The organism is Planosporangium mesophilum (assembly GCF_016863255.1).
Lineage (GTDB): Bacteria > Actinomycetota > Actinomycetes > Mycobacteriales > Micromonosporaceae > Planosporangium > Planosporangium mesophilum.
Genome location: NZ_BOON01000044.1, coordinates 14,495 through 40,877 on the forward strand (window position 1 = coordinate 14,495; position 26,383 = coordinate 40,877).

A 26,383-nucleotide genomic window follows, 5' to 3' on the forward strand; every position below is an offset into this window, starting at 1 on the left:
CGTGCGCCCACTGCCCACCCTGGCCGTGGTCGGCGCGACCGGCGCGGTCGGCACCGTCATGTGCGACCTGCTGTCCTCGCGCAAGAACGTGTGGGGTGAGATCCGGCTCGTCGCCTCCGAGCGCTCGGCCGGCCGGACCATGGTGGTCCGGGGTGAGGAGCTGACCGTCCGGGGGCTGGGGCCGGAGGCCTTCGAGGGCGTCGACGTCGCCATGTTCGACGTGCCCGACGAGGTGTCAGCGGAGTGGGCGCCGATGGCGGCCAAGTACGGCGCGGTCGCCGTCGACAACTCCGGCGCGTTCCGGATGGACCCGGACGTGCCGCTGGTGGTGCCGGAGATCAACCCGCAGCAGGTGCGCAACCGGCCGAAGGGCATCATCGCCAACGCCAACTGCACGACGCTCGCCATGATCATCGCGATCGCACCCCTGCACCGCGAGTACGGGCTCAAGGAGCTGGTGCTCGCCAGCTACCAGGCGGTCTCGGGCGCGGGCAAGGTCGGCGTCGACACGCTGCTGGGCCAGATCGACAAGATCAGCGGCGACCGTACGCTCGGCTCCCGCTCCGGCAACGTGCGCCAGGCCGTCGGTGACGACCTGGGCCCGTTCCCGGCACCGCTCGCGCTCAACGTGGTGCCGTGGGCCGGGTCGCTGCGGGACGCCGGCTGGTCCAGCGAAGAGCTGAAGATGCGCAACGAGTCGCGCAAGATCCTGGGTCTGCCGGACCTGAAGGTCTCGGCGACGTGCGTACGCGTACCCGTGGTGACCGGGCACTCGGTCGCGGTGCACGCCGTGTTCGGCTCGGAGGTGGACGCGGAGGGCGCACGCGAGGTGCTGCAGAACGCGCCCGGGGTGATCCTCGTGGACGACCCGGCGGCCGGCGAGTTCCCGATGCCGATCGACGCGGTCGGCACCGACCCGTCCTGGGTCGGGCGGATCCGGCGCTCGCTGGACGACCCCCGTGCGCTGGACCTGTTCGTGACCGGCGACAACCTGCGCAAGGGTGCGGCGCTGAACACCGCGCAGATCGCCGAACTACTGGCGGCCGAGCTCACCCGCTAGGCGCTACCCAAGATCCGCGCCGCCATCGGGGGACGTGGGCGCGGATCTTGGGTAAGCGGGCCCGTCAGGCCGACGGGACGTCGTCGGCGTCGACGATGCTGTACGCGTACCCCTGCTCGGCCAGGAACCGCTGCCGGTGCGCCGCGTACTCGGTGTCGATCGTGTCGCGCGAGACCACCGTGTAGAAGTGCGCCTGCCGCCCGTCGGCCTTCGGCCGCAGGACCCGGCCCAGTCGCTGCGCCTCCTCCTGGCGTGAGCCGAACGTGCCCGACACCTGAATCGCCACCGCCGCCTCCGGCAGGTCGATGGAGAAGTTGCCGACCCGGGAGATCACCAGCGTCTTCAGCACGCCCGACCGGAACTCGTCGAACAGCCGCTCGCGCTCCTTGGTCGTCGTCGAACCCTGTACGACCGGGGCGTCGAGGTACTCGCTGATCTGGCGTAGCTGGTCGATGTAGGCGCCGATGACGAGCACCTGCTCGCCGGCGTGCTTGTCCACGAGAGCCTTGACCACCGGCAGCTTGGTACGGGCGGTCGCCGCCATCCGGTACCGCTCCTCGGACTCGGCGGTCGCGTACGCCATCCGCTCCTCGTCGGTCAGCGTCACCCGGACCTCCGTGCACGAGGCGGGCGCGATCCAGCCCTGCGCCTCGATGTCCTTCCACGGCGCGTCGTACCGCTTCGGCCCGATCAGGCTGAACACGTCGCCCTCCCGGCCGTCCTCGCGTACCAGCGTCGCGGTGAGGCCGAGGCGGCGGCGGGCCTGCAGGTCGGCGGTGAAGCGGAAGATCGGCGCCGGCAGCAGGTGCACCTCGTCGTAGATGACCAGGCCCCAGTCGCGGGCGCTGAACAGGTCCAGGTGGGTGAAGGCGCCGCCACGGCGGGAGGTGAGCACCTGGTACGTCGCGATCGTGACCGGCCGGATCTCCTTGCGCTCCCCGGAGTACTCGCCGATCTCTTCCTCGGTCAAGGACGTCCGCGCGAGCAGTTCGCGCCGCCACTGGTGGCCGGCGACCGTGTTGGTGACCAGGATCAGCGTGGTCGCCTTGGCCTCGGCCATCGCGCCCGCGCCGACCATGGTCTTGCCGGCGCCGCAGGGCAGGACGACCACGCCCGAGCCGCCGGCCCAGAACGAGTCCACCGCCTCACGCTGGTACGACCGCAGCTTCCAGCCGTTCTCGGCCAGATCGATCGGGTGGGCCTCGCCGTCGACGTACCCGGCCAGGTCCTCGGCCGGCCAGCCCAGCTTGAGCAGGGCCTGCTTGAGGCGGCCGCGCTCGGAGGGGTGCACCGCGATGGTGTCGTCGCCGAGCTTGCCGCCCAGCATGCCGGCGAGCTTCTTGGACTTGGCGACCTCGACCAGCACCGCCCGGTCGGACCCCTGCAGGACGAGGCCGTGGGTCGGGTGGTTGAGCAGTTGGAGCCGCCCGTACCGGTCCATGGTCTCGGCGACGTCGACCAGCAGCGAGTGCGGCACCGGGTACCGGGAGAACCGCAGCAGCGAGTCCACCACGCTCTCGGCGTCGTGGCCGGCGGCGCGGGCGTTCCACAGCCCGAGCGGGGTCAGCCGGTAGGTGTGCACGTGCTCCGGAGAGCGCTCCAGCTCGGCGAAGGGCGCGATCGCCATCCGGCACGCGGTCGCGTCCGGGTGGTCGATCTCGAGCAGCAGCGTCTTGTCGGACTGGACGATCAGTGGGCCGTCGGTCAAGGGGACCTCCGTGGAAGACAGACGTTCCAGTGTGGCACGGGTCAGCGAGTGTCACATTTGCGTCACAGTGACCGAGATCTTTGCGCAAAAACGTACAGACCACCTCCGTGGCCGCCGAAGAAGCGAGAAAAGGTTGCGTCTTCACTGCAACCTCGGATGGGGTATTCGGCGTCTTCAATGATGAATGGCCGCGGGGAGGAACTGGATGAGGAACAAGCGGGTACGTTCGCTCGCGATCGTGTTCAGCGCGTCCGCTGTGGCCATCGTCGTGGGGGCCGGGGCGTACGCGTTCGGGTCGGTCGGGACCGCCGCCGCACAGCGGGATCGGGCGGTTACCGGGGCCGGCACAACGGGGGAGAGCGCCGCGCCCGGCCCCGCGGCCAGTCCCACCCGGTCGACGGCCGTGTCTCCACCGTCGCGGCGGACCACCACCCCACAGCAGAGCACGGTGCCGGATCCGACCACCGCGCCGCCGGCCCCCGCCGACTGCCAGGGCGGCGAACGCCAGCGTGAGGTGGAGAGCGCGCTGGCCAAGATCGACGAGTACGAGGCGGTGACGGTCGACGGCGTCCAGACGGCCGCCGACTGCGCCCTCATCAAGAAGTTCCAGAGCAGGTACGGGATCAGCCCGGCCAAGGGGATGGCCGGCCCCACCACCGCCAACGTGGCCCGGCGCATCGCCACCAGCATGAGCGCCGAGGAGCAGGCGAAGTGTTCGGTCAGCGGGCCGGCGCTGACGATCTGCGTCGACCTCACGCAGCAGACGGCGTGGGCCGTGCGGGACGGGGCCGTGGTGTGGGGCCCGACGGTGGTCCGTACCGGCATGGCCGGCGGCTACCAGACCCCGAACGGCACGTACCGGATCTTCGGGCGGAACAAGCGGGAATGGTCGGTGCCCTACAAGGTCTGGCTGCCGTACTGGCAGGCGTTCAACGGTGGCATCGGGTTCCACGAGACGACCACGTACCTGCACGACTCGTTCGGCTCGCACGGCTGCGTCAACCTGCTGCACTCCGACGCGGTGTCGCTGTGGAACCTGTCGACGGTCGGCACGACCGTGAAGGTCTTCGGCCGCCGCCCCGGCACCTGAGTCCCCTGTTCCCCGTGATCACGGGGACGCTTCCTCCGGGACCGCGGCCGTGATGCGGTGCAACGCGAACGTGTGCAGCATTTCGGTGCGCTCGTCCTCGGCCCGCAGGTACCCGGCGCCCATCGAGACCGGCCGCACCAGCCGCGAGTTGGTGGCGCCGTGCGCGTCGACGTAGCCGACCCAGACCCGCGACTTCTCCCGCAGCGCCTGCTGGAGTACGGCCATCGCCTGGGTGTGCGCCTGCGCACCGGTCAGCCCCGCCGTACCGCCGGGTGACCGTACGCCCGCCGGAGCCCGACTGGCGGCCCGTACCGCCGCGTCGGAACGGCGTAGCTGCTCCACGATGCCGGCCAGCCGGGCCGGCGTGAGCCGGGCCCCGGCCAGCGGGTCGTCGACCCGGCGGGACGGTACCGAGGGTCGGGCGGCCGCGCGGGGCGGTCGAGGCCGGGTGAGCACGGCCGCGCCCGTCGCGTCCTCGGGTACCGGCGAGTACCCGGCCTCCCGTAGCGCGGCCAGCAGCCGGTTCGGCGCGTACGGGCTGATCAGTACCGTCGGCGCCAGCCGGCGCAGGCCGAGCGCGGCCAGCCGCCGGTCGGCGAGCACCTCCGCCAGCAGCGCCTCGTCGTCGCCGCGCAGGTACCCGCCGGCGGACCCGGCGCGCAGGCCACCGTGGCGGCGGGACACGTCGTCCACGAGGTAGGTCAGCGCCTGCGGCACGGGGGTACGTGACCGCCGTCCGAACAGCGAGTGCAGATCGGCCGCGGCATACCCGGTGTCCAGCGCCCGGCGTACCGAGTCGGCCGTGACCCGGTAGACGCTGGCCGACTCGGCGTCGGCGACCAGCGCCAGCTCGGCGGCGAGCCCGGGCTCCGGCGGCCCGGGTACCACGACCGTCAGGTCGGCCTGGACCAGTACGTGGTCGACGGGCGCCGGCAGCAGCGCGTCGAGCGCCTCGACCGCCTTGGACGGCGGGGCTCCCGCCGAGATGCCCAGGGGGTCGGCGTCCGGGTCGAGCCGTTCGGCGGCCTCGACCTCGGCCAGCAGCGACCGTCCGTACGAGGTGAGCGCGCCGAGCCCGGTCAGCCCGAGCGTGGCCGCCTCGGCCAGCGCCGCCTCGTGGCCGGCGGACGCCGCGGCCCGCACGACCCGGCGCGGCGCCTGCCAGGAGAGCACCGCCCTGACGTCGTCGGCGGAGGGCGCGGCACCCGGCGGCAGGCTTGCCAGTACGCCCAGGGCCTCCCGGCGCTGCGCGGGCGCGCCGACCCGCTCGATGTCGGCCGATAGTACGGGCAGCAGCCGGTCCCGGTCGTCGCGCTGGCCCACCAGGCTCGGCATCCGGCGCATCAGCAGCCAGCCGCTCGCCAGCCGGGCCCACCGCTGGGCCAGCGAGGTGACCCGCCACGCGTCGAAACCGGCGGCCGGCAGGACCACCGCGTCACCGGTCTCGCCGCCCGACTCGCCGAGCAGGCCGGCGGCGTACGCCACCTCCAGCAGCAGCGCCGCGACCGGCTCGTCCAGGCCGGTGGCGCGGGCCAGCCGTCGCAGTTCGCGGACGCCCACCCCGCCGGAGCGCAGGACCGGCGCCGGCTCGGCGGCGAGCACGTCGGCGAGGGCCTCGGCGTGCCGGGCCACCTCCATCGCCTGCCCGGCGCCGGCCCGGTCGACCATCGAGACCTGGCGCTCCGGCGCCTCGATCTCCGGTGGCGCCGGGTGCAGCGGACCGAGCGGCCCGGTCTCCCGGCGCAGCAGCAGCGAGACCTCGCGGGGCAGTTCGACGGTGTCGACCCCGATCGGTACGAGCAGGTGGTGATCGACCAGCCAGCGCACCGGTGAGTCGGACTCGGGGTCGGTCAGCGCCGACGCGGCGACCGTGCCGACCGGCGGCCCGTCGGCGAGCCGGTCGAGAACCGCGCGGGCCGCCGGGGGCGCGGCGAGCACCGTCCGGCGCAGCCGGGTGGGGTCCGAGACCAGGACCGCCGCGTCGGTGTTGAGATCGGCGGCGGGGCGGCCGAGCCCGGCCGGGTACGGCGAGCAGACCTCGTCCACCCCGGCCACCAGGTGCAGTGCCGGGTCGGAGCCGTACACGAGGGCGAGCGCGCGCAGCCGGTCGAGCGCCTCGCGTACCGGGCCGGCCGCCACCCGGCTCTCGGCGGTGAGCATCAGTACGGCCTCGACCGACGTGGTGGCCGTCTCCGGAGTGCGGGTCAGCCGCACGACGTCGAGCACTTCGAGGGTGAACCGGTCGAGCGAGTCGAGGGTACGCGCGACGGACAGCCGCGACTGGGCGCGCAGCGCCAGCGCGGAGATGTCCCCGGGTACGGGCATGACGAGATCCGGGCGCAGCGCGATGAGCGCGGCCAGCTCCGGGTCGGGCAGGGCGCGCAGATGATCGGCGAGTGAGACGGGCATCGTGATTTACGCTATCCGGCCGGGGCCGGCCCGCGACGAACCCCTGTGATCCTGAAGACTTTCTTGGCTCCCGGCCACGCAAAGTCTTCAGGATCGTTCGCGGGGTCGGTCACACTACTCCGGCCTGCGATGAAAGGATCTCCCGATGGCTTCTGCGGCATCCGACTCCTCCCTCGGTGGCCAGTCCGTACCGGACGGGCACCTCCCGGTGACCGAGCTCCTGTCCGACCGGGCCGCCTCCAACTCCCCGTTCGGCGACGATCAGACGTTCCCGCTGCCGGTCAGCTCCCTGGTCTACCTGCACCCCACGGAGAACCCGTGGGCCAGGGAGCACTGACGGCCACACCGACGCCCTTGACGGTCGGCTTCGATCTTGACATGACGCTGATCGACAGCCGGCCGGGGATCGCGGCGACGTACCGGTCGGTGTCGGCGCGTACCGGCGTGTACATCGACGTCGACGCCGTGGTGAGCCGCCTCGGGCCGCCGCTCGCGCACGAGCTGGCCAACTGGTTCCCGCCGGACCGGCTCGACGATGCGATCGCGCTCTACCGGGAGTTCTACCCGGGTGACGCGATCACGCCGACCCTGCCGCTGCCGGGTGCCGCCGAGGCGCTCGCGGCGGTACGGGCGGCCGGCGGCCGGGTCGTCGTCGTCACCGCCAAGCGGGCCGGCCTGGCCCGGCTGCACGTCGACCATCTCGGACTGCCGGTGGACGTGCTCGTCGGGGATGCCTGGGCCGACGGCAAGGCGGTCGCGCTCCGCGAGCACGGCGCGTCGATCTACGTGGGCGATCACGTCGCGGACATGGGCGCCGCCCGGACCGCGGGCGTGGTCGGCGTCGGCGTGACCACCGGCCCGTGCGACGCCGCCGCGCTCACGGCGGCCGGAGCAGCCGCGGTACTGCCCGACCTGCGTGCCTTTCCGCAGTGGTTGGAGACCGCTCGGATCTCGGTTGGTTGACTGGCCCCGACTGGTTAGCCTTGTCTCGTGTGCCCGGTCTGGTGACGGGCGGGGCGGTTGTCTCTTCGAAACAGAAGACTGTCTCTTCGAACAGAAGCTGAGGGCGAGCGGTGCCGACGGGGCGTGTGAAGTGGTACGACACGGATAAGGGCTTCGGTTTCCTTACCCGTGACGACGGCGGCGACGTGTTCGTGCACAAGGCCGCCCTGCCGACCGGTGTGACCGACCTCAAGGCCGGGCAGCGGGTCGAATTCGGCGTCGTGGAGAGCCGCAAGGGCAACCAGGCGCTCCAGGTGAAGGTGCTGGACGCCCCGCCGTCCGTGACGGAGCTGCGGCGTCGGCCGGCCGAGGAGCTGCACGGCCTCATCGAGGACATGATCAAGGTCCTCGAGGTGAAGGTGCAGCCCGAGCTGCGGCGCGGCCGCTTCCCCGACAAGAAGAACTCCCGCGTGATCGCGGAGGCCGTCCACGCGGTCGCCCGCGAGCTGGAGATCTAATGATCACGGAAGTCTGGTGTCGTCATGGCCGCCCCAGACTTCCGTGATCACGGCAAAACCGGCGTGGTTCAGCGCAGTGAGTTGGCGAGGGCTGGCGTGAGACCGGCCTCGGCGGCGCGGCCGAGCAGCGCCTCGACCGCGGCGTACCCGTCCTCACCCAGGTTCGCGGTGAAGTCGTTGACGTAGAGCGCGATGTGCTGGCTCGCCACGGCCGGCTCCAGCTCCTGGGCGTGCGCCAGCACGTACTCCTGGGTCGCCTCGGGGTCCGCCCAGGCCGCGTGCACCGACTCGCGTACCCACGTCGCGGCCTCGGCCGGGTCCACGACGCCACGGCGGGCCAGGATCGCACCGAGCGGGATCGGCAGCCCGGTGTCGCGCTCCCACCAGTCACCGAGATCGACGAGGGCGTGCAGCCCGTGCCGGTGGTACGTGAACCGCGCCTCGTGGATCACCAGCCCGGCGTCGTACTTCCCGGCCGCCACTCCCGGCATGATCTCGTGGAACGGCACGACCTTGACGTTCGCCGGCTCGGCGCCGGCGGACCAGAGCCGCATCAGCAGGTACGCCGTGGTGCGGTCGCCCGGCACGGCCACGGTGCGGCCGGCGAGGTCGGGGGTGGCCTCGGGGTCGCGTACCAGGACCAGTGGCCCGCAGCCGCGCCCCAGCGCCCCGCCACAGGGCAGCAGGGCGTACTTGTCCAGCAGCCAGGGCAGCGCCGCGTAGCTCACCTTCACCAGGTCGTACGTGCCCTTCGCCGCCGCCATGTTGGTGACGTCGACGTCCGCGTACGTCACGTCCACCGGGGGCGCGCCCGGCACCAGGCCGTGGACGAGCGCGTGGAAGACGAACGTGTCGTTAGGGCAGGGCGAGATCGCGAGAGAAAGCGTCACGGCGTCAACTCTGCCAGGCACGCAATCGCTTTGCTCAACCCCTCCAACGCGTCCCCGATCCGCCACGCGGCACGGTCCCGGGGACCGACGGCGTTCGATATCGTCCGTAGCTCCCCGAACGCGACGCCGACCTGCGCCGCCGCCGTGGCGACCCCGAATCCCTCCATCGCCTCGGCCACCGCGTCGGGGTGGCGGGCCAACAAGTCGCGGGTACCGGCGAGGGTGCCGGTCACCGTCGAGACGGTGAGCACCGGCCCGACGGCCGCGTCCGGCAGGGCGGCGGTCAGGGCGGCGAGCAGGCCCGGGTCGGCGGCCACGGTCGCGCTGCCGAAGCCGAGCTCGTCGAGGCCGAGGAAGCCCTCCGGCGAGTCGGCGCCCAGGTCGGCGGCGACGCTGGCGGTGGCGATCGCCGCGCCGCCGACCGGTACGCCGATGCCGCCGCCCACGCCGGCCGACAGCACCGCGTCGAAGCGCCCCAGGGCCAGTACCCGCGCTGTGGTCGCCGCCGCGGCGGCGGTACCGACGCCGCCGACCTCGACCACGATGGTGCTGTCGGCGCCGTTCTCGGCGGTGACGCCCGCTAGGTCGAGCCCGCGCAGGACCGCCTGTCGCTCCGGCTCCACGGCGGTCACGACGAGGATCCGGCGGTGGCCGAGAAAGCTCACGAATCGTCCTTGAGATCGAGGGTCGGGTCGGTGCCGGACGGCCGGTACAGGTGGTAACCGGCCGGCGGGTCCGGCTCCGACTGTACGAGGGTCCGCGTCGTGGCCGGGTCGGGTACCGCCCCCGGTGCCGGCTCGGGCGGGGTGGCGAGCGTGATGGACTCGTCGGCGGTGCGGCCGGGGTCGGCGGCGCGGTCGGGATCGGCGGTGCGGCTGAGATCGGCGGTGCGGCCGGGGTCGGCGGTGCGGCTGAGATCGGCGGTGCGGCCGGGGTCGGCGGCGCGGTCGGGATCGGCGGTGGCCGGTTCCTCGGACGCGGGCTGGCCGCGCAGCAGCTCCCGGCGCAGCCGTCCGGCCGCCAGCACGGCCCGTACCAGGCCGAGCGCGAGGAACGCGGCGAGCGCGCCGAGGCCGACCCTGCCGCCGACCGGGATCAGCCCCAGCGCACCGCCGGCGACCCAGGCCATCATGAGCAGCGTTTCCGAGTGGGCGAAGGCGCTCCCGCGTACCCGTTCCGGGATCCGCTCGGAGATCACCGCGTCGACGGCGAGCTTGGCCAGGCCGCTGCCGACCGCGGTGACCAGACAGAGCGCGGCGACGACGAGCAGGTTGTACCCGACGACCGCGACCGCTCCGGCGAGCGCTACGGCGAGGATCGCGCCGGCCTGGAGCAGCGCCGGGCGTCGCAGGCGCAGCGTGGTACCGACCGCGGTGGCGACGAAGGAGCCCAGCCCCAGCGCTCCGGCGACCACCGCGATCGCCGTGGTGGCGGTCGGAGTCCACCCGAGCAGCCCGGTCGGCAGGTCGCCGGCGCGGATCGCGAAGGCGAGGTACAGGGTCAGGAAGCCGTACGTGGCGCGGAGGGTGGCGCTCCCGGCGAGGCTCGCCAGGACCAGGCGGCCGGAGAGCACCTTGGCGCCCTTGTGTCCGGCCGGCTGCAGCAGGCGCGGGACCATCTCGGGCGGCTGGGAGTCCGCCCGGGGCGGCAGGCGGAGCGCGACGACCATGCCGTACCCGAACACGATCATCGACACGCGCAGCGGCCAGGCCGGACCGAACCAGGCGGCGGCGAGTCCGATCGGCGCGATGACGGCGCCCGCGACCGTACCGAAGACCGACGCCCGGGCGCCCGCCTCGGACAGGCCGAGCCCTGCCGGCAGGACGCGGGGGACCGCCGCGCTGCGGGCCACCCCGTACGCCCGCGACAGCACGAGCATGCCGAAGGCGGCCGGGTAGAGCGTGTAGCCGCCGATGTGCTCCGAGATCATGTACGCCAGGAAGAAGCGGCCCAGCATGGTCAGGGCCAACGCGTACCGTCGGCCGTGGCGGAACCGGTCGAGCACCGGACCCACGACCGGCGCCAGCAGCGCGAAAGGCAGCATCGTGACCAGCAGGTAGAGCGCCACCCGACCGCGTGCCTCGCCCACCGGGACGTTGAAGAAGATGGTGCCGGCCAGCCCGATCGCGATCAGGGTGTCGCCGGCGCAGGAGGCGGCGTGCAGGTCGAGCAGGCGCATCATCCCGGCCTCGCCGGCGGCGCCGCGCTGCCGGGCCACCAGGACGTTCCGAACGACGAACCGCCCCGTCCGTACGCCCGTGCCGGCCAGCCGCCTGGTGGCGAACAGGGCCAGGATCGCGGACCGGCCGAGGGTACGCACTACCGACATGCCCACCATCCTGAACCATCGGGACGACCCGGCGCGCCGTCGAAAGGGTGATGCGGTGGGGTGATCCGATGCCCTGTCGATGGCGTGAAGTCGAGGATGTTGAGGCAGAATAGTCGGGTGACAAGGGCAGTTAGCAAGGCGACCGCGCGCGCGGCGAAGTTGGACGCCACATGTGCGGACGCAATCGGCGAGGCGCGCTCCGCGTTGTCGGAAGTGGATCCGGACCACGTCGGCGAGCATCTGGAGGCGTTCGCCGAGGGCGAACGCGTGGTGACGCACCTCTTCGACTGCCGCCTGCCCGGTTACCGCGGCTGGCGCTGGGCCGTGACCGTCACCCGGGTCCCCCGCAGCCGGCACGTGACCATCTCCGAAGCGGCGCTGCTCCCGGGCCCCGACGCGCTGCTGGCCCCCAGGTGGGTGCCGTGGCAGGAGCGGCTGCGCCCCGGTGACCTGGGCGTGGGTGACCTGCTGGTGACCGGCGCCGACGACGATCGCCTGGTCCCTGGCTACCAGCAGTCCGACGACCCGGCGGTCGAGGAGACGTCCTGGGAACTCGGGCTCGGCCGTTCGCGGGTGATGTCCCGTGAGGGTCGCGCCGACACCGCCCAGCGGTGGTACGAAGGCGACCGCGGGCCGGACGCGCCGATCTCGGTGGCCGCGCCGCGCACCGCCCGCTGCGGCGGCTGCGGCTTCTTCCTGCCCCTCGCCGGTTCGATGCGGCAGACGTTCGGCGTCTGCGCCAACATGTACGCGGCCGACGACGGCCGGGTCGTCACCGTCGACCACGGCTGCGGCGCGCACTCCGAGGTGCTCGGCGGGTCCGGCAACAGCTCGGTGGACGAGTTGCCCACCGTGTACGACGACAGCGAGGTCGAGGAAGTCGACTGACCTGTCGGTCGGGGCCTACCGCGTCTACCGGCCGAGCCGGTGGCGCCGGTTGGCGTCATGCTTGATCATCACTGCCAGACCGGGGAAGCCCCAGAGGAACCCGGCCAGGCAGATCGCAAGCCAGTCGCCGTGGCCGTTGGCCTCCAGCGTGTCGCGGAACGGCAGCAACGCGAGGCCGACCACGGCCCAGAGCACTATGCCGCCGATGGCGAACGGCACCATCGGCGGATCGAGCGCGGCGAGCCGCGGCGCGGGCGGGGCCTGGGCGCCGTCGGGCGGCTGCGGCTCTTCGCTGGTCGGCACGGCGTCAGGGTACGCCGTGAGCACCGCATGATCCGTGAGTGCCCTCACAAAAACATATCTTTAGCTAAGCTCATTAGTTAAGCTAACGATTGTGACGGTACGCATGGCGTCGAGCGAGAAGGTCGCCGCCTTGCTGCGCGACGCGATCGCGCGGCTCAACCGTCGGCTGCGCCAGACCAGGCCGCTCGGGGACCTGACACAGAGTCAGCTCTCCGCGCTCACCAGCCTGGATCTTGCGGGCGCGCTCACGCCCCGTGAGCTGGCAGACGCCGAACGGGTACGGCCGCCGACCATGACGAGGATCGTCAGCCGGTTGGAGGAGCGGGGGCTGCTTCAGCGCATCCCGCATCCCACCGACGGGCGGCAGGTGATCCTGTCCGCGACCGAGTCGGGCCGTTCGGTGCTCGCCGCCAACAGGCGGGCCCGCGACGCCTGGCTGGGCAGTCAGATCGCGGCGCTCAGCGACGAGGAGCGGGAGACGCTCCGGCGGGCGGCGCACATCGTCGACCGGATAAGTAGGGCCTGACCGGAGAGCCAGCCGGCTGGGCCGCGAGACAACGCGGAGGAGGCGCACACCAGAGTGCGTTCACGGCTGAGCAACACCTTTGGGTCATTACGGGTCCGGAACTACCGGCTCTTCGCCACCGGCCAGCTGGTAAAGCTGACCGGGGTCTGGATGCAGTTCACCGCACAGGACTGGCTGGTCCTGCAGCTGTCCCACCAGCGCGCGACGGCGCTGGGTACGGTCACCGCGCTGCAGTTCCTGCCCGTACTGCTGCTGACGCTGTACGGCGGGAAGCTGGCCGACCGGTTCGACAAGCGCAAGTTGCTCATCGCGGTGAACGCCCTGTTCGCCGTGGTCGCGGGCGTACTCGGCATTCTCGTCGCGACCGGTGCGGTCGAGCTGTGGCACGTCTTCGTGGTGGCGGCCGTCAGCGGCGTGATCAACGCGATCGAGGGACCGGTACGCCAGTCGTTCGTCTCCGAGCTGGTCAACCGGGAACTGCTGCCCAACGCGCTCGCCCTCTCCGCGGCCACGTTCAACTCGGCCCGGATCATCGGTCCCGCCGTGGCCGGCGTGGCGATCGGCTGGATCGGCATGGGACCGGTCTTCCTGGCCAATGCGGTGATGTGCGTCGGGCCGCTGATCTCCTCGATCCGGATGCGCCCCGCCGAGCTGTACCGCCGCGAGCCCGGTCAGGTGGCGTCGCGCGACGCCCGCATCGTCGACGGGCTGCGTTACACCCGGCAGCGCCCGGACCTCGTCATCCCGTTGCTGCTCGTCATGATCGTCGGGCTGTTCGGCTTCAACTTCCCGGTGACCCTCGCGGTGACCGCCACCACGGTCTTCCACGCCGGGCCGCAGTCGTTCGGGCTGCTCTCCACGGCCCTCGCCGTCGGGGCGCTCGGCGGAGCCCTGGCCGGCAGCGGCCGCCGGGCCCGGCCGTCGATCTACATCGTGCTGGTCGCGGCCCTGATGTTCGGCTCGCTGGAGACCCTGGTCGGGTTCGCGCCCACCTACCTGTCGGCGGTCGTGCTGCTGATCCCCACCGGGTTCTTCATGATCTACTTTGCCCAGGCCGCCAACCAGCGCATCCAGCTCGGTACCGACCCGGAGTACCGGGGCCGCGTGGTGGCGCTGTACATGCTCGTCTTCCTCGGCACGACGCCGTTCGGGGCGATGATCATCGGCTGGGCGGCCGAGCAGTACGGCCCGCGCTCGGGCATGTGGATCGGTGGGCTCGCGTCGCTGGCGGCCGGCCTCGTGATGAGCGTCGTGCACCTTCGCCGGGCCGACGCCGAGATCGGCCTGCACCTGCACCCGCGCCCGCACGTACACGTCCGCGAGCCGGCACCGGACGGGCGGGTGCTCGACTTCCGGCTGCCCGCGATCCGGCCCGCGGCCCGCTGACCGAGCGTTCCTGAGGGGGTGCGGCGTCCACAGTGGTGGCAGCCGCCCCCGCCCACGCATAGCCTCGGGGTTGTGGCGCTGCTGTGCTTCCCCGGACCCGTCGTGGACCCGTCGTGAGACTGTTCGTGGCGGCGTACCCTCCGCCGGACGTACGCGACGACCTCGCCGGGCTCGTGGGCAACCTCGGCGTGGGCCAGCCGCGCGGGCCGGGACGGTCGGTGCGGCTCGCGGCGGCCGAGAACTGGCACATCACGCTCGCGTTCCTGGGTGAGGTGGCCGAACCGCAGCTGGACGAGGTCCGGTCCGCGCTGGACCGGGCGGTCGAGTACTGGCGCGCCGGTACCCCGGGCGTTCCGGAACTGCGGATCGCCGGCGGCGGTACGTTCGGACGGCGCCGCTTCACCACGCTCTGGGCCGGCCTGCGCGGTGACGTCGACGCGCTCGGCGCGGTGGCCGACGCGGTGCGCGGCGAGCTGAGGTCGGCCCGGCTGCCGTACGACACCAAGCCGTTCCGTCCCCACGTGACGATCGCCCGGCCCGGTGACCGGGTCAGCCCCGAGGAGTTGGCCGCCGACCTGTCCACGCTGGACGGGTACGAGGGGCCGGGCTGGCCGGTCGGCGACATCCGGCTGATACGCAGCCACCTCGGCCCGCGCCCCACCTACGAGGTGATGCACTCGGTCCCGCTCGCCCCTTGATCGTCACAACGTCCAGGACGTTGTGACGATCAAGGGCGAGCAAGGGCGTTACCAGGCCCAGGCCTCGGGGCCGGGGCCGCCGTTGCCGACCGGCGGGAACAGCTCGTCCAAGCGGGCCAGGACGCTGTCGTCCAGCTTGATCTCCAGCGCCCGCAGCGAGTTGTCCAACTGCTCGACCGTACGCGGCCCGATGATCGGCGCCGTCACGCCGGGCCGGGACAGCAGCCACGCCAGCGCCACGTCGGCCGGGTCGTGGCCCAGTTCGGCGGCGAGCTTCTCGTACGCCTCGATGGCCTCGCGGTTGGCCTCGAGCGCGTCGTTCGACCGACCCTCGGCCGACCGCGCGCCGGTACCCTCACGCTGCTTGCGCAGCGCGCCGGACAGCAGCCCCCCGTGCAGCGGCGACCAGGGGATGATCCCGATGCCGTACTCGATCGCGGCGGGTACCACCTCGAGCTCGACGTGCCGGGTGAGCAGGTTGTAGATGCACTGCTCGCTCACCAGGCCGAGGAAGTGCCGGCGGGCCGCCGACTCCTGCGCGGCGACGAGGTGCCAGCCGGCGAAGTTGGAGGAGCCGACGTAGCGCACCTTGCCCTGCGCCACGAGGATCTCCATCGCCTGCCAGATCTCCTCCCACGGCGTGGACCGCGAGACGTGGTGCATCTGGTACAGGTCGATCCAGTCGGTCTGCAGCCGCCGGAGCGAGTCGTCGCAGGCCCGGATGATGTGGCGCGCCGACAGGCCCTGCTCGTTGGGCCACTCGCCCATCTTGCCGTACACCTTCGTGGCGAGGACGACCTTGTCGCGCCGCCCGCCGCCCTGGGCCAGCCAGCGGCCGATGATCTGCTCGGTGACGCCCTCACCGGTCTTCCAGCCGTACACGTTGGCGGTGTCGAAGAAGTTGATCCCGTGCTCGAGCGCGCGATCCATGATCGCGTAGCTGTCTTCCTCGGAGGTCTTCGGGCCGAAGTTCATGGTGCCCAGGCAGAGCCGGCTCACCAGCAGCCCGGTGCGTCCCAGATTCGTGTACTCCATGAGCCCACCCTAGATTGATGGGCCGGTCGCCGGGTCGGTCGCACTGCCCCGGCGGATCAGCCGACGGGCGTCAGGACGACTCGCGCGCGGGGCTCCCGCCGAAGAGCACGTCGTCCCAGCTCGGCAGGCGCTTGCGCGGCTTGTCGCCGGTCGGCTCGGTGCCGGCGGCCGGTGTGGCGGTACGCCGGGGGCGCAGGACCGCCAGCGACGGCACCTCGGGGATCGCCTGGGCGCTCTCGGTCTCGTCCTCGAACGCCGAACCCGGAGAGCCGAGCAGGGCCGCGGCGCCGCCACGGGCGGGCTGGCGGCCGGCGTCCGCGGCCGGCGTGGGCGTCCCCGGGTTGAGCCGGGTGCCGCCGCTCTGGCCCTCCAGCGGCCGCTCGAGCGAGGAGAGCAGGGCGTCCCGGCCGGAGCGGATCGGGTCGCCGAGGCCGCGGCCGGGGCCGGGGCGCGACTCCCGCCGCGCGGTGTCGGCGACCGGGCGCATCGGCTCGTGCCCGCTCCGGGCCGTCCCGCCGGGGGTGTGCTGCGGAGCCGGCGGATCCTGGCCGAGGATCTGGGTGGGGCGCTCGGCGCACAGGTACTGCGCCATGTCGTCGTGCGGCGTGACGACCTGCCGCGACTTGTCCAGCTCCCACATCGCCTGCGCGGTGGCTTTGCCGCTGGGCCAGGTGGCGAGGACCCGCCAGGTGCCGTCGTCGCGGCGGTACGCGTCCCAGGAGATCTTCTCGCTGTCGATTCCGTGCTGTGCCAGCCGGGCGTCGACGACCTGGGCGAGCGACGAGCCCTTCTCGGAGGTCTTGAGCTTCGTACGGCGCGCGTGCTGGGCGAGCATGGCCCGCTCCTGCAGCACCGGGCCGGCGTAGCGCAGCACCCGGTCGACCGGCACGCCGGCCACCCGGGCGACGTCGTCGGCGGTCTCGCCGGCGCGGATGCGGGCTTGAATGTCGCGCGGGGACAGTGACGAGGCGGCGCCGAGGTCGTGCGTCACGCCCATGGAAAGCTGCGACGCCGATGGGCGTTCCACTCGCAGCGCCGAGGTGATGCGCTCGTCGACGGGCAGGGCGAGCAGGCGCCCGACCTCGTCGGTGAGCACAAGCGCGTGGCCGTCCTCGGAGAGGGCGACGAACCGAACCGGCCGCATCCCCTGCCTCCGTCCACCCATGAGCAGCACATCAGCGGTGCTCGTTCAGAAAAACAGTACGCGTCACCCTAACCGTAGGGAGTCAGCCGCGCCGAGTAAAAGAAAAAGATGCAATGGTCAGGACAGGGCCGCGGCGAAGACCGGGTTGTTCCACCACATTGGCCGGGTCTTGTCGAAACTGTTGCGGTACAACACAACAGTTCTTCCATTGTCGATACGCACGACCAGCGAGGTGTATCCCGGTACGGCGCCGTGGTGACCGTAGCCCGTCGCGCCCGTGTCGAACCGGATCCGGTACAGGCCGTAGCCGTAGCCGCGCTCGGGGTCCAGCCGGGTGGCGTCGCACATCGCCGCCACGGACGCGGGGGACAGCAGCTCGCCGCCGAGGAGCGAGTCGAAGAACCGGGCGAGGTCGGCCGGGGTGGAGACCATCGCGCCGCCGGCCCACGACTGCGACGGGGTGACCTCGGGGCATGGCAGGTAGTCGTCCCCGCACCGGAAGTACCCGGTGGCGTGCCGGCCGCGCAGGGCCGGGTCGACGGTGGGGAAGTACGTGTCGCGCAGTCCCAGCGGGGCGATGACGCGCTGCCAGACCTGGGCGTCGAGGCGCTGGCCGGTGATCCACTCGATCACGAGGCCGAGCAGCAGGTAGTCGGTGTTGGAGCGGCGGTGGTCGCTGCCCGGCGCGGTGTGGCCGTCGAGGGCCAGCGCGAGGCGTACCAGATCTTCAGGCGCGTGGTAACGCAGGAAGGTCCGCACGTCGGGCGGGTCGCCCACCAGGGCGCGGGTGTAGCAGGGGATTCCGGAGCGCATCCCGAGCAGGTGGGCCAGGGTCAGGTCGGGGTGCAGCGGGTACTCCGGCAGCCAGCCGCCGACCGGGTCCTCGACCGCGATGCGCCGCTCGTCGACCAGTTGGAGCACGACGGTCGCGACGAAGGTCTTGGTGATGCCGCCGATCCGTAATCGGTCGGCGGCCGTGATCGGTCGCCGCTCGACGAGGTCGGCGACCCCGGCCGCGCCGGCGAACTCCTCCTCGCCGTGGTGCGTGACGCGCGCGAAGAGGCCGGGCCCGTGCCCGGCCTCCAGCATGTGCTCCAGCGCGCGCTGGAACCCGGTCAGAGCCGCTCGACCACGTAGTCGACGCAGTGGGTCAGCGCCTCCACGTCGGTCGGGTCGATGGTCGGGAACATTGCCACCCGCAACTGGTTGCGGCCCAGCTTGCGGTACGGCTCGGTGTCGACGATGCCGTTGGCGCGCAGCACCTTCGCGATCGCGGCGGCGTCGACGGAGTCGTCGAAGTCGATCGTCGCGACCACGTTGGAGCGCAGGCCCGGATCGAGCACGAAGGGGTGCGCGACCTCGGAACGGTCGGCCCACCCGTACAGGATCGACGCGCTCTCGGCGGTGCGCTTGGTCGCCCAGGCCAGCCCGCCGTTGGACAGCATCCAGTCGACCTGCTCGGCGGCGAGGAAGACGGTGGCGAGCGCCGGGGTGTTGAGCGTCTGCTCCAGCCGGGAGTTCTCGATCGCGGTGACGAGGTCGAGGAAGGCCGGGATGTAGCGCCCCGACTCCTTGATCTCGGTCGCCCGCGCGATGGCGGCCGGCGACATCAGCGCGATCCACAGCCCGCCGTCGGAGCCGAAGTTCTTCTGCGGCGCGAAGTAGTACACGTCGGTCTCGCTCGGGTCGACCTCGAGGCCGCCGGCGGCCGACGTCGCGTCGTGCAGCATCAGCGCGCCCTCGTCGGCACCGCTGAGCCGCCGGACCGGTACCGCCACGCCGGTCGAGGTCTCGTTCTGCGGGGTGCCGTACGCGTCGACCCCGGCTTGAGCCCGCAGCGCCGGCGCCGAACCCGGGTCCGACGCGATCACCGTGGGCTCGGCCAGGAACGGGGCATCCTTGACCGCTTTGGCGAACTTTGCACCGAATTCCCCGAAGGTGGCGAACTGGGCCTTCTCCCGGATCAGGGAGAACGTCGCTACCTCCCAGAACGCGGTGGTACCGCCGTTGCCCAGTACCACCTCGTACCCCTCGGGCAGGCTGAACAGTTCGGCGAACCCGCGGCGGAGCCGGGCGACCTGGTCCCGGACCGTCTTCTGCCGGTGGGAGGTGCCCAGGAACGAGCCGGCGACGGCGCCGAGCGCCTCGATGGCCTCCGGACGGACCTTGCTCGGGCCGCACCCGAACCGGCCGTCGGTCGGTCTGAGCTCGTCGGGGATGCGAATGTCAGCCATGTCCTGATGTCTCCCATGGTTGGCTGCCAGCCCACGAGGGCGGGGTGGACGGACTCGGCGGCGCTGCCGTACCCCGCAGATCCTGCCATCCGGGCGGCTGTCTATCCCCGCCGACCACCGCGTCCTGTGGAGGATCTTGGCTACCGAGAGTGACAGCCGATCGCCGCCAGGCTCGCCAGCTCGTCGCGAGCCACACCGTCTGTACGGAGGCCAGCAGCGCGAACGGCACGGCCGGGAGAAGCTCGCGCCACGGGCCGATGTCGCCGGCCCAGGCATGCCGGGCGGTACGGGAGGGCAGCCAGGTCCGTTCGTGCCGGCCGGGCCCGTCGTTGCGCAGCGTACGCAGCTCGACCCGCTTGACGCGCACCGAGCCGTCGGTGGCGTCGAACGGCCCATAGCAGAGCGCGTAGCTGCCGCTATGGGCGCAGTTCTCGATCGTCACGACACCCGGCACGCCGCGTAGCCGGGCCCAGCCGATCTCGGCGGCATCCTGCGAGTACAGGACGGTGCCGCCGAGACCGGCCAACCAGAGTGCGGCCGCGAAGATCCAGGCGCCCGTACCGCGCAGGTGCCAGCTGCCGTGATCGTCGTCCGCCACGAGTGGAGGGTACGGGGCCGGTCAGGCGCCGTGCGGGATCGCGTCCCACCCCTCGACGTCGCTGGGCTTGCGGGGGCCCGGGCCGACGTAGTCCGCCGACGGGCGGACCAGGCGGCCCAGCTTCTTCTGCTCCAGCGTGTGCGCACTCCACCCGGCGACCCGGGCACAGGTGAACATCGAGGTGAACATGTGCGCCGGTACCTCGGCGAAGTCGAGGACGACGGCCGACCAGAACTCCACGTTGGTGGCCAGTACCCGGTCGGGCCGGCGGTTGTGCAGCTCCTCCAGCGCGGCCTTCTCCAGCGCCTCGGCGATCTCGAAGCGGGGGGCGCCCAGCTCCCGGGCGGTCCGGCGCAGGACCCGGGCGCGGGGGTCCTCGGCCCGGTAGACCCGGTGGCCGAAGCCCATCAGCCGCTCGCCGCGGTCGAGCGCTCCCTTGACGTAGCCGGCGGCGTCACCGGTGCGCTCGACCTCCTCGATCATGCCGAGGACGCGCGACGGTGCGCCGCCGTGCAGCGGACCGGAGAGCGCGCCGATGCCCGACGAGATGCAGGCGGCGACGTCGGCACCGGTCGAGGCCACCACGCGGGTGGTGAACGTGGAGGCGTTCATGCCGTGCTCGGCCGCGGAGATGAAGTACGCGTCGACCGCCTTGACGTGCCGGGGGTCGGGCTCACCGCGCCAGCGCTTCATGAAGCGCTCGACGATGGTCTGCGCCTTGTCGATCTCCTTCTGGGGTACGGCCGGCAGGCCGAGGCCGCGGGCGGCCTGCGCCACGAACGACAGCGCCGTCACGCTGACCCGGGCCAGGTCCTCACGGGCCCGCTCGTCGCTGATGTCGAGCAGCTGACCGAGGCCCCAGTACGGCGCCAGCATCGCGACGGCCGACTGGACGTCGACGCGGATGTCGCCGGAGTGCACCGGCAGCGGGAACGGCTCGGCCGGCGGAAGTCCGGGGCCGAACTTGCCGTCCACCAGCAGCGCCCAGACGTTGCCGAAGGAGACCTGGCCGATGAGGTCCTCGATGTCGACCCCGCGGTAACGCAGCGCGCCGCCCGCCTTGTCCGGCTCGGCGATCTCGGACTCGAAGGCGATGACCCCTTCGAGACCGGGCTTAAAATCGGACATATTTCTCTCCTACGTCGTCGCTGACGCTGCTACTACCGGGTGGGTAGCCCTTCGTCGGGTCGGGGCCGGGTGTGAGTCCGGTGAAACGCGTGCGTAATTGTGTTTCGCGTGACATATCTTCACGCATCTCGACGCAATGGCGGAAGGTTGTTTGCGTGACCCCTAGCACACCTACCGACGACGCCGACCTGGCCCGGATGCGGCGCGAGTACCTCGCGGGCACCGGACTGGACGAGTCGGGGCTCGCGCCGGACTGGCTGACCCAGTTCGGTCGCTGGATGGCCGACGCGATCACGGCCCGGCTACCCGAGCCCAACGCCATGGTGCTGGCCACGGCCGATCCTCGAGGCCGGCCGAGCGCGCGGACGGTGCTGCTCAAGGCGTACGACGCGCGGGGCTTCACGCTGTACACCAACTACGACTCACGCAAGGGCCGGGAGGCGCTGGCCAACCCGTACGCGAGCCTGGTCTTCCCCTGGTTCCCGATCCACCGGCAGGTGGTGGTTTGCGGCAGCGTCGAGCCGGTCGAGCGCGCCGACACCGAGGCGTACTTCGCGCTGCGGCCCCGGGGCGCGCGGCTCGGCGCCTGGGCGAGCCCGCAGTCGTCGGTCATCCCGTCGCGCGAGGCGCTGGACGAGGGCTGGGCCGAACTGGACCGGCGCTGGCCGGACGGTACGGACATCCCCGCGCCGGAGAACTGGGGCGGCCTGCGGGTGGTGCCCGAGACCGTCGAGTTCTGGCAGGGCAGGGAGAGCCGGCTGCACGACCGGCTGCGGTACCGGTGCACGAACGGGAACTGGGTGGTCGAGAGGCTCGCCCCGTGACCGGAGATCCACAAAGTCGAGATTCACACACGTTGCCGGAAGTCGTGGTCTCCGAGGCCCTCAATGACCACAACTTCCCGGAGGCCGCGACGATCACGGCGCCGGAGCCCGCGCCCGCGCCCGAGCCCGACCGGCGGAGCTGGCTGAGCCGGCACACGATCGACGTCCGGCCGCTGCGGCACGCCGCGTTCCGCCGGATGTTCATCGGCCAGGCCGTCTCCTTCTTCGGTGTCCAGTTCACCGCCGTGGCCGTACCCGTCCAGATGTTCGCCCTCACCAAGTCGTCGGCGTGGGTGGGGTACCTGGGCATCGCGGGCCTCGTACCGTTGTTGATCTTCGCCCTGTGGGGCGGCGCGGTAGCCGACGCCTTCGACCGCCGGCTCGTGCTGCTGTGCAGCTCGCTGCTGATGTGGGTCAGCACGCTGGGGCTGCTCGCGCAGGGCCTGCTCGACGTGGGCAGTCCGGTGCTGCTGCTGGTGCTGGTCGCGGTGCAGTCGGTGGCGTTCGCCGTGAGCTCGCCGGCGCGCTGGTCGATCGTGCCGCGGATCATCCCGACCGCCGAGATCGCCGCCGCCAACACCCTGAACACCACGTTGTCCGGCCTCGCCATGGTCGGCGGCCCGCTCGGCGCCGGCCTCTTGATCGCCCACTTCCCGCTGGTCACCGCGTACGCCGTCGACGCGGCGCTGTTCACGGTCACGCTGTGGGCCGCGCTGCGGCTGCCCCCGGTACCGCCCGAGCGGACCGAGCGGACCACCGGCGCGCTCGCCGACGTGCTGTTCGGGCTGCGCTACCTGGCCACGACGCCGGTGCTGCTGCTGTCGTTCGCCATCGACATCGCGGCCATGGTGTTCGCGATGCCCCGGGCGCTGTTCCCGCAGGCCGCGGTCGAGCGGTTCGGCGGGATGAGCGCGGTCGGCTGGCTGTTCAGCGCGATCGCCATCGGGGCCGTGATCGCGGGGCTGACCTCCGGCTGGATCGGGCGGGTACGCCGCCAGGGGACCGCCCTCATCGCCGCCGTGGTGGTGTGGGGGCTGTCCGTGGCGGCCGCCGGCCTCGCGCACTCGCTGTGGCTCGCGGTGCTGCTGCTCGCCGTGGGCGGCGCGGCAGACCTGGTCAGCTCGGTGTACCGGCAGTCCATCCTGCAGGTGTACGCCCCCGACGAGCTGCGCGGCCGGATGCAGGGGGTGTTCACCGCCGTGGTGGTCGGTGGCCCCCGGCTGGGTGACCTCCGCTCCGGGCTGATGGCGCAGGGGTTCGGTCTCACCGTCACCTGGGCCGGTGGCGGCCTGGCCGCGGCCGTGGTCGCGGTCGCCCTGGCCGTGGCCTTCCCCGCCCTGCGCCGTTACGCCATGAAGTGATCGCGATGAGGCGCTACACACTCCATAAGGCGGGCGATATCGTCTCGTCATGGACACGCTGACGCAGGCGCCCTCCGGTACACAGTGGACTCTCCAGGCGGAGGGCCAGCGCGCGGTGGTGGTCGAGGTGGGCGGCGGCTTACGGGAGTATCAGGTGAGCGGCGCTGACGTGCTGTTCGGGTACGGCGCGGACGAGATCTGCCCGGCGAGCGCCGGGAAGGTGCTGGCACCCTGGCCCAACCGGATCCGGGACGGGCGGTACTCCTTCGGTGGCGACGTCCATCAGCTCGCGCTGACCGAGCCGAGCCGGCACAACGCCATCCACGGCCTGGTCAACTGGGTTCGGTGGCGACGGGTGTCGGGTGATGAGTCCTCGGTCACCCTGGAGCACGACGTCGTGCCGCAGCCGGGGTACCAGTGGCCGCTGACCCTGCGTACCACCTGGTCGCTGGGGCCGGACGGGCTGGTCGCCGAGCACGCCGCGACCAATACCGGCGCCGAGCCGTGCCCGTTCGGGATGGCCACCCACCCGTACGTGCGGATACCCGGCGTCAAGATCGATGACCTGCTGCTGCGGGTACCCGCGCGCTCCCGGCTGCTGGTGGACGGCCGGATGCTGCCGATCGGTGCGGCCAAGGTCGTCGGCAGCGAGTACGACTTCACCGAGGCCAAGGCCATCGGCCAGCTCGAGCTGGACACCGCGTTCGGTGATCTGGAGCGGGACTCCGACGGCTGCTCGGCCGTGACGCTGACCGCGGCCGGCGGTCGCAGCGTGGAGATCTGGGCGGACGAGGGTTTCAACTGGTGGCAGGTCTTCACCGGTGACACCCTGTCCGCGCCCCGGCACCGCGCCTCTGTCGCGGTCGAGCCGATGACCTGCCCACCCGACGCGTTCCGGTCCGGCCGGGACGTCATCGTGATCCAGCCGGGTGAGACCTGGCGGGGGAGCTGGGGAATCCGCGCGGTTCAGTAGATCGAGAAGGGCTTTCGACCGTGGAGTACGGCGAGGTGGTCCGCCGGCGGCGGATGGTGCGCAACTACGACCCCGACCGGCCGGTGCCGGCCGAGGTGGTGCGGCGCCTGCTCGGGTACGCGGTGCACGCGCCCTCGGCCGGCTTCTCGCAGGGCTGGGGCTTCCTGGTGCTGGACGCGCCCGGAGACCGGGAGGCGTTCTGGGCCGCCACGACGCCCGACGGCATGGGGGAGAGCAACTGGTCGCGCGGCATGCGCCGGGCGCCGCTGATCGTGGTGCCGCACTCCAACCGCGAGGTGTACCTGGACCGGTACGCCGAACCGGACAAGGGCTGGAGCGACCGTCGGGAATCGCGCTGGCCGGTCCCGTACTGGCACATCGACGCCGGATTCGCGAGCCTGTTGATGTTGCTGGGCGCGGTCGACGAAGGGCTGGGCGCGTGTTTCTTCGGTATTCCGCCGGAGCGGATCCCGGCCTATCGAGAGGCGTTCGACGTACCGGAGGACTTCACGCCGATCGGGGCCATGACCATCGGGTACCGGGCCGAAGATCGGCTTTCACCGTCACTGCGCCGGGGCCGGCGCGAGACCCCCGAGGTGACGCATCGGGGCAGGTGGGGCGCGGGATACTGAATCGGCCAAAAGACGAAGCCGACATTTTCCTGCGTATATGCGCGGAACTCAACTGTCGCAGTTGGTCGGTAGGCTTACATCGTCCTCGGGACGGGAACGGGGCGGGGAAGGGGTGTAGGCGGCCGTGATCTTCAAAGCGGTGCGGGACGGGCGACCGTACCCGGACCACGGTAAGACCATGAAAGAGTGGTCCGAGATCCCACCACGGCCGGTCCGACTCGACCAACTCATCACGACCAAGCGGGAACTGGCGCTCGATCTCCTGCTCGCCGATGACTCGACCTTCTACGGCGACCTGTTCCCGCACGTGGTGGAGTGGCAGGGTGGGCTCTACCTGGAGGACGGCCTGCACCGGGCGCTGCGCGCGGCGCTCCAGCAGCGCACCTCCATCCATGTGCGGGTGCTCGTCCTGTAATGACACGGTCTGTAGTCGGCTAGCGTGATGCCATGGCCGATCGCGTAGCCCCCCTGGACCTGATCGACGTCGACGCGCTGCACTCCGAGGAGGAGTTGCAGGTCCGCGATGTGGTGCGCCGCCTGGTAGCGGACAAGGTCCGGCCGTACGTGGCCGACTGGTACGAGCGCGGCGAGGTCCCGGTCCGGGAACTGGCCAAGGATCTCGGGAAGACCGGCCTGCTCGGCATGCACCTGACCGGGTACGGCTGTGCCGGGGCGAGTGCGGTCGCGTACGGGCTGGCCTGCCTGGAGTTGGAGGCGGCCGACTCCGGGCTGCGCAGCCTGGTCAGCGTGCAGGGTTCGCTGGCGATGTACGCGATCTGGCGGTACGGCTCGGAGGAGCAGAAGCAGCAGTGGCTGCCGGCCATGGCGGCCGGCGACGCGATCGGCTGCTTCGGGCTGACCGAGCCCGACCACGGCTCCGACCCGGCCTCGATGACGACCCGGGCCCGCCGCGACGGCGACGACTGGATCCTCACCGGCGTGAAGATGTGGATCACGAACGCGCCGGTGGCCGACGTCGCCGTCGTCTGGGCGCGGACCGACGACGGGATCAACGGGTTCGTCGTACCGATGGACACGCCCGGCGTGACCGCGAACACGATCAAGCACAAGCTCTCGCTGCGCGCCTCGATGACCGGTGAGCTGGTCCTCGACGGGGTGCGGCTGCCCGCCGACGCGCTGCTGCCGGCGGCCCGCGGCCTCAAGGCGCCGCTGTCCTGCCTGACCGAGGCGCGGTACGGCATCGTCTGGGGCGCGCTCGGCGCGGCCCGCGACTGCCTGCACACGGCGATCGACTATGCCACCAGCCGGGTCCAGTTCGGCCGCCCGATCGCCGGGTTCCAGCTCACCCAGGCCAAGCTCGCCGACGCCGCGCTGGAGCTCCAGAAGGGGTACCTGCTGGCGCTGCACCTCGGCCGCCGTGCCGAGCTGGGTCTGCTCCGGCCGGAGCAGGTCAGCGTCGGCAAGCTCAACAACGTCCGGGAGGCGCTGGCGATCGCCCGGCAGTGCCGCACGATCCTGGGCGCCAACGGCATCAGCGCCGAGTACCCGGTGATGCGCCACGCCGCGAACCTGGAGACCGTGCTGACCTACGAGGGCACCTCGGAGATCCACCAGTTGGTCGTCGGTCAGCAGCTCACCGGGCTGGCCGCGTTCGCGTCCTGACGCCGTCCTTGTTGCCGGCGCCCCCGCCGGATCCCTTGTTGTATCGATCATGCACTCTGGGTACCCGGAATGGGCAGTGTCACG

General features: G+C 71.9%; 27 protein-coding genes. 15 read left to right on the forward strand and 12 right to left on the reverse strand.

The features are described from left to right. Position 1: 1 nt before the first annotated feature. On the forward strand, positions 2-1,060 hold the full coding sequence (locus tag Pme01_RS22610) for an aspartate-semialdehyde dehydrogenase (protein WP_168113979.1): 1,059 nt from the start codon (positions 2-4) through the stop codon (positions 1,058-1,060). A gap of 64 nt (positions 1,061-1,124) precedes the next feature. On the opposite strand, the gene Pme01_RS22615 is transcribed toward Pme01_RS22610, so the two are convergent. After that, positions 1,125-2,768 carry a DNA repair helicase XPB gene (locus tag Pme01_RS22615; protein ID WP_168113980.1) on the reverse strand — a complete coding sequence of 548 codons (1,644 nt, stop codon included), beginning with the start codon at positions 2,766-2,768 and terminating at the stop codon, positions 1,125-1,127. Between the two features lie 205 nt (positions 2,769-2,973). On the opposite strand from Pme01_RS22615, the gene Pme01_RS22620 reads away from it, so the two are divergent. Further along, complete coding sequence (locus Pme01_RS22620; RefSeq protein ID WP_168113981.1) at positions 2,974-3,858, forward strand: L,D-transpeptidase; 885 nt, start codon at positions 2,974-2,976, stop codon at positions 3,856-3,858. Between the two features lie 18 nt (positions 3,859-3,876). On the opposite strand, the gene Pme01_RS22625 is transcribed toward Pme01_RS22620, so the two are convergent. Next, entirely contained in the window at positions 3,877-6,267 is a 2,391-nt protein-coding gene (locus Pme01_RS22625; protein WP_168113982.1) for a helicase-associated domain-containing protein, read from the reverse strand. Positions 6,268-6,412: 145 nt separating this feature from the next. Between Pme01_RS22625 and Pme01_RS22630 the strand changes: the two genes are divergently transcribed. The 3 genes from Pme01_RS22630 (at position 6,413) to Pme01_RS22640 (ending at position 7,727) form a co-directional block, all read left to right on the forward strand. Then, positions 6,413-6,604: a hypothetical protein gene (locus Pme01_RS22630; protein ID WP_168113983.1), complete on the forward strand. Its 192-nt coding sequence runs from the start codon at positions 6,413-6,415 to the stop codon at positions 6,602-6,604. Then, on the forward strand, positions 6,601-7,230 hold the full coding sequence (locus tag Pme01_RS22635) for an HAD family hydrolase (protein ID WP_275408556.1): 630 nt from the start codon (positions 6,601-6,603) through the stop codon (positions 7,228-7,230). Before Pme01_RS22630 ends, Pme01_RS22635 begins: the two co-directional genes overlap by 4 nt. Positions 7,231-7,340: 110 nt before the next feature. Continuing rightward, entirely contained in the window at positions 7,341-7,727 is a 387-nt protein-coding gene (locus tag Pme01_RS22640) for a cold-shock protein (RefSeq protein ID WP_168113985.1), read from the forward strand. Positions 7,728-7,795: 68 nt separating this feature from the next. Here the strand turns inward: Pme01_RS22640 and Pme01_RS22645 are convergent, their stop codons facing one another. Genes Pme01_RS22645 through Pme01_RS22655 form a run of 3 tightly spaced genes read right to left on the reverse strand, consistent with a single transcriptional unit; the run spans position 7,796 to position 10,946 of the window. Then, the gene (locus Pme01_RS22645; protein WP_168113986.1) at positions 7,796-8,617 is read right to left on the reverse strand and encodes a 1,4-dihydroxy-6-naphtoate synthase; all 822 of its coding nucleotides are present in this window, start codon (positions 8,615-8,617) and stop codon (positions 7,796-7,798) included. Continuing rightward, positions 8,614-9,282 (reverse strand): futalosine hydrolase, encoded by a 669-nt coding sequence (locus Pme01_RS22650; protein ID WP_239088399.1) that lies wholly within the window; start codon positions 9,280-9,282, stop codon positions 8,614-8,616. Before Pme01_RS22650 ends, Pme01_RS22645 begins: the two co-directional genes overlap by 4 nt. After that, the gene (locus Pme01_RS22655; protein ID WP_168113987.1) at positions 9,279-10,946 is read right to left on the reverse strand and encodes an MFS transporter; all 1,668 of its coding nucleotides are present in this window, start codon (positions 10,944-10,946) and stop codon (positions 9,279-9,281) included. The genes Pme01_RS22650 and Pme01_RS22655 overlap by 4 nt, the downstream gene beginning before the upstream one ends. Positions 10,947-11,045: 99 nt before the next feature. On the opposite strand from Pme01_RS22655, the gene Pme01_RS22660 reads away from it, so the two are divergent. Next, positions 11,046-11,834 carry a DUF3027 domain-containing protein gene (locus tag Pme01_RS22660; RefSeq protein ID WP_203935813.1) on the forward strand — a complete coding sequence of 263 codons (789 nt, stop codon included), beginning with the start codon at positions 11,046-11,048 and terminating at the stop codon, positions 11,832-11,834. A gap of 24 nt (positions 11,835-11,858) precedes the next feature. On the opposite strand, the gene Pme01_RS22665 is transcribed toward Pme01_RS22660, so the two are convergent. Continuing rightward, positions 11,859-12,137, reverse strand: coding sequence for a DUF2530 domain-containing protein (locus Pme01_RS22665; protein WP_275408553.1), 279 nt, complete (start codon positions 12,135-12,137; stop codon positions 11,859-11,861). Between the two features lie 103 nt (positions 12,138-12,240). On the opposite strand from Pme01_RS22665, the gene Pme01_RS22670 reads away from it, so the two are divergent. The 3 genes from Pme01_RS22670 (at position 12,241) to thpR (ending at position 14,747) form a co-directional block, all read left to right on the forward strand. Then, positions 12,241-12,663, forward strand: coding sequence for a MarR family winged helix-turn-helix transcriptional regulator (locus Pme01_RS22670; RefSeq protein ID WP_168114110.1), 423 nt, complete (start codon positions 12,241-12,243; stop codon positions 12,661-12,663). A 54-nt stretch (positions 12,664-12,717) separates the two neighbouring features. Next, positions 12,718-14,049 carry an MFS transporter gene (locus Pme01_RS22675; protein ID WP_168113989.1) on the forward strand — a complete coding sequence of 444 codons (1,332 nt, stop codon included), beginning with the start codon at positions 12,718-12,720 and terminating at the stop codon, positions 14,047-14,049. A gap of 113 nt (positions 14,050-14,162) precedes the next feature. Then, positions 14,163-14,747 (forward strand): RNA 2',3'-cyclic phosphodiesterase, encoded by a 585-nt coding sequence (thpR, locus tag Pme01_RS22680; RefSeq protein WP_168113990.1) that lies wholly within the window; start codon positions 14,163-14,165, stop codon positions 14,745-14,747. Between the two features lie 48 nt (positions 14,748-14,795). Here the strand turns inward: thpR and Pme01_RS22685 are convergent, their stop codons facing one another. From Pme01_RS22685 to Pme01_RS22710, 6 genes are all read right to left on the reverse strand, one after another. Then, positions 14,796-15,782: an aldo/keto reductase gene (locus Pme01_RS22685; RefSeq protein WP_168113991.1), complete on the reverse strand. Its 987-nt coding sequence runs from the start codon at positions 15,780-15,782 to the stop codon at positions 14,796-14,798. A gap of 70 nt (positions 15,783-15,852) precedes the next feature. After that, positions 15,853-16,926: a septation protein SepH gene (gene sepH, locus Pme01_RS22690; RefSeq protein WP_168113992.1), complete on the reverse strand. Its 1,074-nt coding sequence runs from the start codon at positions 16,924-16,926 to the stop codon at positions 15,853-15,855. A 117-nt stretch (positions 16,927-17,043) separates the two neighbouring features. Next, on the reverse strand, positions 17,044-18,072 hold the full coding sequence (locus Pme01_RS22695) for a serine hydrolase domain-containing protein (RefSeq protein WP_275408557.1): 1,029 nt from the start codon (positions 18,070-18,072) through the stop codon (positions 17,044-17,046). Further along, on the reverse strand, positions 18,042-19,160 hold the full coding sequence (gene serC, locus Pme01_RS22700; protein WP_168113994.1) for a phosphoserine transaminase: 1,119 nt from the start codon (positions 19,158-19,160) through the stop codon (positions 18,042-18,044). Before serC ends, Pme01_RS22695 begins: the two co-directional genes overlap by 31 nt. Next, the gene (locus tag Pme01_RS22705) at positions 19,153-19,758 is read right to left on the reverse strand and encodes a hypothetical protein (protein WP_168113995.1); all 606 of its coding nucleotides are present in this window, start codon (positions 19,756-19,758) and stop codon (positions 19,153-19,155) included. Before Pme01_RS22705 ends, serC begins: the two co-directional genes overlap by 8 nt. Positions 19,759-19,779: 21 nt before the next feature. Continuing rightward, complete coding sequence (locus tag Pme01_RS22710) at positions 19,780-20,886, reverse strand: citrate synthase 2 (RefSeq protein ID WP_168113996.1); 1,107 nt, start codon at positions 20,884-20,886, stop codon at positions 19,780-19,782. A gap of 155 nt (positions 20,887-21,041) precedes the next feature. Between Pme01_RS22710 and pdxH the strand changes: the two genes are divergently transcribed. The 6 genes from pdxH (at position 21,042) to Pme01_RS22740 (ending at position 26,299) form a co-directional block, all read left to right on the forward strand. Then, positions 21,042-21,710, forward strand: coding sequence for a pyridoxamine 5'-phosphate oxidase (gene pdxH, locus Pme01_RS22715; protein WP_275408554.1), 669 nt, complete (start codon positions 21,042-21,044; stop codon positions 21,708-21,710). Between the two features lie 143 nt (positions 21,711-21,853). Continuing rightward, complete coding sequence (locus Pme01_RS22720) at positions 21,854-23,071, forward strand: MFS transporter (protein ID WP_239088401.1); 1,218 nt, start codon at positions 21,854-21,856, stop codon at positions 23,069-23,071. Between the two features lie 49 nt (positions 23,072-23,120). Then, positions 23,121-24,044, forward strand: a complete 924-nt coding sequence (locus tag Pme01_RS22725) for an aldose 1-epimerase family protein (RefSeq protein ID WP_168113997.1) — start codon at positions 23,121-23,123, stop codon at positions 24,042-24,044. A 20-nt stretch (positions 24,045-24,064) separates the two neighbouring features. Next, on the forward strand, positions 24,065-24,676 hold the full coding sequence (locus tag Pme01_RS22730; protein WP_168113998.1) for a nitroreductase family protein: 612 nt from the start codon (positions 24,065-24,067) through the stop codon (positions 24,674-24,676). A gap of 124 nt (positions 24,677-24,800) precedes the next feature. Beyond that, a complete protein-coding gene (locus tag Pme01_RS22735) occupies positions 24,801-25,091 on the forward strand; it encodes a type II toxin-antitoxin system VapB family antitoxin (RefSeq protein ID WP_168113999.1) in 291 nt (96 codons plus the stop codon). Positions 25,092-25,123: 32 nt separating this feature from the next. After that, a complete protein-coding gene (locus Pme01_RS22740; RefSeq protein WP_168114000.1) occupies positions 25,124-26,299 on the forward strand; it encodes an acyl-CoA dehydrogenase family protein in 1,176 nt (391 codons plus the stop codon). Positions 26,300-26,383 lie beyond the last annotated feature (84 nt).